6 protein-coding genes are annotated in these 7,030 nt (G+C 36.6%); all 6 read right to left on the reverse strand.

What is annotated here, in order from left to right; all coding sequences use genetic code 11:
- Window positions 1-82: 82 nt before the first annotated feature.
- On the reverse strand, window positions 83-1,462 hold the full coding sequence (fumC, locus tag V7124_RS09365) for a class II fumarate hydratase (protein ID WP_335488362.1): 1,380 nt from the start codon (window positions 1,460-1,462) through the stop codon (window positions 83-85).
- Between the two features lie 273 nt (window positions 1,463-1,735).
- A complete protein-coding gene (locus V7124_RS09370) occupies window positions 1,736-3,751 on the reverse strand; it encodes an ABC transporter ATP-binding protein (protein WP_335488366.1) in 2,016 nt (671 codons plus the stop codon).
- Window positions 3,748-5,511 carry an ABC transporter ATP-binding protein gene (locus tag V7124_RS09375; RefSeq protein WP_335488369.1) on the reverse strand — a complete coding sequence of 588 codons (1,764 nt, stop codon included), beginning with the start codon at window positions 5,509-5,511 and terminating at the stop codon, window positions 3,748-3,750. The genes V7124_RS09370 and V7124_RS09375 overlap by 4 nt, the downstream gene beginning before the upstream one ends.
- A gap of 340 nt (window positions 5,512-5,851) precedes the next feature.
- Complete coding sequence (locus V7124_RS09380; protein ID WP_335411161.1) at window positions 5,852-6,055, reverse strand: sigma-Y antisigma factor component; 204 nt, start codon at window positions 6,053-6,055, stop codon at window positions 5,852-5,854.
- The gene (locus V7124_RS09385) at window positions 6,048-6,398 is read right to left on the reverse strand and encodes a YxlC family protein (RefSeq protein WP_335488372.1); all 351 of its coding nucleotides are present in this window, start codon (window positions 6,396-6,398) and stop codon (window positions 6,048-6,050) included. Before V7124_RS09385 ends, V7124_RS09380 begins: the two co-directional genes overlap by 8 nt.
- The coding region (gene sigY, locus V7124_RS09390) for an RNA polymerase sigma factor SigY (protein WP_420490518.1) at window positions 6,352-7,030 on the reverse strand (679 nt) is incomplete at its 5' end. The genes sigY and V7124_RS09385, both read right to left, overlap by 47 nt.

The following is a 7,030-nucleotide window of genomic DNA, read 5'->3' on the forward strand; positions in this document are numbered from 1 at the left end:
TTTTCAAAAAGCACAGTACAACAAATAAATAACATGGCTTAAGCCCCTTCCATATTGGAGGGGGCTTTTAATGTACCTCAGGTTAAACCATTTTCTCTGGTTTAACCCACTCATCAAATTGAGTCGCTGAAACAAATCCTGTCTTTACTGCGGCTTCCTTTAAAGTACTATTTTCTTTATATGCAAGCTTTGCAATCGCGGCTGCTTTCTCATAGCCAATATGTGGATTTAGCGCAGTCACAAGCATTAATGATCGTTCCACATGCCTTGTGATTACTTCTTCGTTTACCTCGATTCCACTCGCACATTTTTCATTAAAAGAACGAATACTATCGGACAATAACGATATAGATTGAATTGCATTAAAAATAATCACTGGCTTAAAAACATTTAATTCAAAATTGCCCTGACTTGCCGCGAATCCAATGGTGGCATCATTCCCAAAAACTTGGCAGGCAACCATCGTTAACGCTTCACTTTGGGTAGGGTTTACTTTCCCTGGCATAATAGAACTACCCGGCTCATTAGCAGGAATAATCAACTCACCGATTCCACTGCGTGGCCCGCTTGCAAGCCATCGGACATCATTGGCAATCTTCATTAAATCTGCTGCCAATGCCTTTAGCGCACCATGAACAAAGACGATTTCATCATGGCTTGTTAACGCATGAAACTTATTTATTGAAGATTGAAATGAATATCCGGTCAAAGTTGAAAGTTGTTCAGCCATTTTATCACCAAACTCAGGGTGTGCGTTAATTCCCGTTCCAACCGCAGTACCGCCAATGGCAAGGCTGCTTAAATACTTAATTGATTCTAAGACCATTGTTTCATCCTTATCAAGCATTGCTCTCCACCCACTAATTTCCTGTCCAAGAGTCAACGGGGTAGCGTCCTGTAAATGGGTTCTGCCAATCTTCACTATCTTTGTAAACAGCTTTTCTTTGTTTAAAAAAGTAACCTTTAATTCATTAATTGCGGGGAGTAAATTCACTTTTATTTTTCTATATATTGCGATATGCATAGCTGTAGGAAAAGTATCATTAGAACTCTGAGACATATTTACATCATCATTTGGATGTACCCGTTCTTTACTTCCTGCTCTACATAATAAATCATTTGCTCGATTCGCAATAACCTCATTCACATTCATATTGGTTTGGGTGCCACTCCCTGTTTGCCAGACAGCAAGAGGAAATTGTTCGTTATATTTTCCCGAAAGTATGTCATCACAAACCGAGACAACCGTCCTCATTTTTAACTCAGCTAATTTTCCTAATTGATGGTTAACGACTGCAGCAGCTTTTTTTATTAAGGTTAAGGCATATACAACTTCTATTGGCATTTTTTCGGTTCCGATATCGAAGTTCTTGAGGCTTCGTTGTGTTTGTGCTCCCCAAAATTTATCAGTAGGAACCTGAACTTCACCTAGTGTATCCTTTTCAATCCTAAATCTATCCATAAATGATCCACCTCACTCTCATATATATTCCCAATAAATAAAAAAAAACTACAGACATTTGTCTGTAGTTTAATGTTTTACGATCATATAGCCAATAAAATACGAAAGAATTAAGAAACTTCCAATTACATTTACGATTGAATAATCCGTCATCTGTACCCCACCCCTTTATTATGAAAGAGCTTAAACATATATAAATTATCATAATAAAGTGTTTTTACCTGTGATAAAGTTAACTGATTAACAGTGAAATTGTGAACATTCGGTGAAAAATCAACCCGCTAGACTTGCATTACCTTTTTGGAGTTCATACATTTGGTAATATTTCCCCTTTAACAACATTAGTTCTTCATGCGAACCACGTTCAACAATTTTCCCCCGGTCTAAAACAAGAATTTGATCAGCATTGCGGATGGTTGATAGCCTGTGCGCAATAATAAAAGTAGTTCTACCTTTTTTTAGGACATCCATTGCTTCTTGGATAACAGCTTCCGTTTCGGTGTCTATGCTTGAAGTTGCTTCATCTAAGATTAGGATTGCAGGGTTAAACGCAAGTGCTCTCGCAAAGGAAATTAACTGGCGCTGTCCGCTAGACAGCGTACTCCCTTTTTCTATTACAGGTTCATCATATCCATTTTCTAAGTTTTTAAAGACCCTATCGACTCCAACGTCCTTTAACGCCTTTTCCACCATTTCTCTCGATATTGATGGATCTCCAAGACTTACATTAGAGACGATTGTGCCAGTGAATAGGTAAGGATCCTGCAATACAATCCCCATATGATTGCGAACTGTTTGGCGAGGTATGTTAATAATGTCCATACCATCAATAAAGATTTTACCCTTTTGACAATCATAGAAACGAAAAAGCAGATTCATAATCGAACTTTTTCCAGAACCTGTATGACCCACGAGTGCTACAGTCTGCCCTTGTTTAGCTTCAAAGTTAATATCATTTAAAACATATTCGCCTTCTTTATAGCCAAAAGACACATGATCAAATGTAACATTTCCGCAAAATCTCTCGATTCGCTTTGTACTAACCTTTTCACCTTGTTCATCCATTAAACTAAACACCCTTTCCCCAGCAACCAAAGCCGATTCCAAATTGGCTAATTGATTGACAATCCCTTGGACTGGGTTAAATAGACGATTAATGTAATCAACAAAAGCATAGAGCACACCAAGTGAAATCACTGAAGCAGGATTTAATGATAGTCCGCCAAAGTACCAAATGAAGGCTACAAATACCAAGTTTCTAAGAACGCCAACTAAATTATGAGAGGTTAAAGCATTTAAACTTAATAACTTATTTTGATAGGTAAAATGTTCGGTATTAAGCTTTTCGAACTCCGTTTCAGTTTCTTTTTCCCTTCTGAATGCTTGAATAATACTCATACCGCAAATCGATTCATTTATCGTCGCATTGATATCACTGTTTCGTGAGCGAATAACACGATTATACTTTGAAGCAAACTTGCGGTATAAAATGATCCATCCATAAAGGATTGGCAAAAGTAATAAGCAAATGGCTGCCAGCTTCACATCTAAGATAAATAGGGCTGCATATATTCCTGTAATATAGATTGCACTAGTAAAAAATTGAGCTAATACAGTTACATAAAGTTCGCGGATTGCTTCCGTGTCATTTGTAATCCTTGCAACAACTTTTCCAGCTGGAAGGTTATCAAAATATTGTATCGGCAGCCGCTGAATCTGACCGAATACATCCTCGCGCATTTTTTGAATGATGCGATTGGCAGATTTTTGCAGTAAAAATTTTTGACCGTATTGAAAAATAGCTGAAATCACTAATAAACCGAAATAAACAATCAACAATTTGATAATCCCCGGGATTTCCAGTTTATAAAACGCCATTAACTCCTTATTTGTTAGGACCTTTGCGTTATAATTAACCTTCTCATCTCCCTTCTGAACGGTTAAGATTCCCTGTTCAAAGGTTCTCTTACCATCAAATTCTAGTTTCTCGTCCATGAAAACAAACTTAGTTCCAACCTGCAAAATTCTAATTTCTTTCCCCTTTTCTTCGTTATCTGAGAAATTCTTTTCTTTTTTATAAAATTCCCCCTGATATTCGGCGGTACTTTTTCCATTAGTTGTTTCGTTCCAAACAGACTCAATACCTAAAATATGTTGGTCGATAATATTTTTTGCGATGAATGGACCTGCTAGATCTGTACCAACGGAAATGGTCAGCAAAAAAAGTGCGACAAGAATGATTTTTTTATAGTTTAACGCATAACTGGTCAATCGCCTTCCTGTTTTCATGCTGTCACTCCTTTTTCTTCTCCCAAATTACTCTCCACTTGTTGACGAATATACTGCTCTTTATACCATCCTTCAGTAGAAAGCAGCTGTTCATGTGTTCCTTCTTCAATTATTCTACCTTCATCCAGAACAATGATGTGGTCTGCATGCTGAACAGCAGACATTCGGTGAGTGGTGATAATGGTAGTTTTGTCTTTTCGCAAATCACGAATATTGTCAATAATACTTTTTTCTGTTTTTGCATCAACAGCCGATAAAGAGTCGTCGAGAATAAGTATTTCAGGGTTTTTTATTAATGCACGGGCAATAGATATCCTTTGTTTCTGTCCTCCTGAAAGTGCTACGCCTTTTTCACCAACAAGGGTCTCTAATCCTTCTGGGAGCATTTCTAAGTCCTTACGGAAAGCAGCTAAATCGATTGTTCTTTCTAAATCTTCTTCCGTTGCTTCCTTGTTCCCAAATAAGATATTTTCTTTAACACTTCTTGAAAAAAGAACATGGTCTTGGGGCACATAGCCTATCCAGTTACGAACTTGATTTAGTGGCTGCTCTTTAAGTGAAACCCCTGCGATAGACAGCTCACCTAATCCAAGAGGATACTGTCTTAATAATTGCTTTATTAGTGTTGTTTTTCCACTTCCTGTTTTCCCGACAATTCCTAGTGTCTGCCCTTGAAGCAGTTGAATCGTTATATTAGTTAAATTATCCTCTTTGGAAGAAGGATAGCGAAACGTTACTTTTTTATAATCAATTCTATTAGCAGTCTCGATCTTAACTGGTTGTAAAGGATTCTCAACTGTCTCTTCAAAGGATAGTGTTTCATTTACCCTATCTAGTGAAGCATTTCCTCTTTGCATGATATTAATTAATTCACCAATCGCAAACATTGGCCAGATTAACATTCCTAAATATACATTAAAAGAAACCAGGTCCCCTAAGGTTATCGACTGGTTGAAGACTAAATAGGCTCCATAACCTAAACCAATCATATAACTGATTCCGACCAGTATTTTAATAGTTGGATCAAATAGTGAATCTATTCTGGCAACCTTGATATTCTTTTGGAAGACGTCTTCTGTTAATTGATGGAACCTTCTGCCATCCTCCTCTTCCTGGACATAAGCACGGATCACTCTAACACCTGCAACTGATTCTAAAACACGATCATTTAATTCCCCAAATGCATCCTGCGCTTCCATGAATCGCTTATGAATCCTGTTTCCGTAAATTTGCATGATATAGGCCATAATCGGCAGTGGCAGGATGGCGGCAATGGTCAATTTCCAGCTGATTAAGATCCCCATTGTAATAATAAGGGTCAGCATCCAAACACTTGAATCTACAAGAGTTAATATTCCGAACCCTGCGGTTATCGATATCGCCTTTAAATCATTCGTTGCTCTAGCCATCAAATCACCAGTTCGATTTTTCTCATAAAAGGTTGGTGACATTTTTAATAAATGTTTGATAAACCGGGATCTTAACTTCCGTTCAACAAGAAATGCCCCACCGAATAATTTATACATCCAAACGTAGGTAATGCCATATGAAAAAACCATTATTAAGAGAAGGAAACCCACATACTTTCCTATTTTCTCATGATTTATTTCCCCAAGATGTATATCATCAATTACTGTTCCAATTAATTTAGGCGGTAAGACATCAAGAATCCCTACGAAAATTAATAAAGAAATAGCAATAACATAACGCTTCCAATATTCTTTAAAAAACCAACTTAACTTCTTTAAAACTGTAAACATACAATCAACCCCCCTGTAAAAAAGACAAAAAGGCATACCGCATTTGTGCAGTACGCCTCAACATTAAAAATAGAGACAAAAAAACACACGTTACGTTAAAAGAACGCAACCTGTGTTGGACTATGACAATACCCATAACAAATAAAATTAATTATAAAGGCATACTAGGACAGGTTACATTCAAATATTCAGTTGCTACTACCGTGCTGTGTAATACAATCATTAGTAACCCTCCTTTTCCTTTTTTTCATCCTTTGTTAGATTATCATTAGTTAATTTGAATGTCAATTCCCATTTTTCAGAATTTTGACAACTCTCTTTTAAAAAACTGTACGGAGTATTATGAATCATTACTTCTTCGAAAGATTTTTCGAACAAATACCAAGTAAAATAGAGTGGGCATCGGTGCTTGAATGAGACCAACAATTCCCCATAACCAATAGTTATGATTGCGTTTCCTCGCATCCAAGAACAAAAAGATACTTTGGAGCAACAAGATTGCAGCAACTAGGATTATGACAGTTAGTGAGAGTTCTTCATTCATTACTATTCACCTTCTTACTAAACCTTGTAAATGTATATAGTACAATAAAAATCGAAGTAATGATTTGAATGAAGATAAATACCACAGGCATTTGGTAAAAAGATACGATTATTCCGCTTAAAATGATTAATGCTATCATGATAAACATGGATAATTCTTTCATTAGTTTTTTCCTGCTATTTTGCTTCTCAGTTTGAATCATTATTTCAAACCATTGTAAATCCGGAGTATAGACAGGGAATTGATCAACCTTAGTTAACCCTTCTTGCAATGCGTGAATAGCATCTAAGTCACGTTTATTTTGTTGTTCGTTGTCGAGTATGACGACCTTCTGTTTCTTCACCTATTTTCAGCTCCCTTCTTACCGCCAAAATACCATTATGAACTCTTGATTTAACCGTTCCAGGAGAAATTTTTAGCCATGCTCCAATTTCATCATATGAGTAACCATAATAATGCTTAAGAACAATAGGAACCCGAACATCTACGGGCAATTTTCCTAATGCCCCTATGGCATCATTCCATTCCTCATTCCGGCTTTCAAAATGCCATTTCAACTTTCGATAAACTTCTTCTTGTCCCTTCCAATTGTTTTCTCTTTTTTGTTTTCTACAGTGGTCAATGTAAGCATTGGTTGCAATGGAAATCAGCCAAGTCGAAAATTTACTTTGACCATTATAGAGATTCATTTTTTGAATACATTTTGCCATTGTATCTTGTGCGAGTTCTTCAGCTATATCGGGATTCATTGTAATTTTAATTAAATACTTTACAAGGAATGGATAATTTTCTTTAAACAGCATGGCAAATGCAAGTTGATCCCCCTCTTTTGCACTTTTTACTAATGGATCCATCCGTCTTGTCCTCTCTTTCCCCCATAATCCCAATTTTCTATTTATGTATAAGACGTGATTGAAGATATTTCGTTCACCTTTTTTATATTTTTTATTGGCTGTCTTAAACTTGGCTGTTGAT

The sequence above is a fragment of the Neobacillus niacini genome (genome assembly GCF_036961885.1).
GTDB lineage: Bacteria > Bacillota > Bacilli > Bacillales > Cytobacillaceae > Neobacillus > Neobacillus niacini_H.

What these genes read in the sequence shown, in the direction of transcription:
- V7124_RS09375 (WP_335488369.1), bottom strand. Translation starts at nt 5,511, where the DNA reads ATGTTTACAGTTTTAAAGAAGTTAAGTTGGTTTTTTAAAGAATATTGG.
- V7124_RS09380 (WP_335411161.1), bottom strand. Translation starts at nt 6,055, where the DNA reads ATGAATGAAGAACTCTCACTAACTGTCATAATCCTAGTTGCTGCAATC.
- fumC (WP_335488362.1), bottom strand. Translation starts at nt 1,462, where the DNA reads ATGGATAGATTTAGGATTGAAAAGGATACACTAGGTGAAGTTCAGGTT.
- V7124_RS09370 (WP_335488366.1), bottom strand. Translation starts at nt 3,751, where the DNA reads ATGAAAACAGGAAGGCGATTGACCAGTTATGCGTTAAACTATAAAAAA.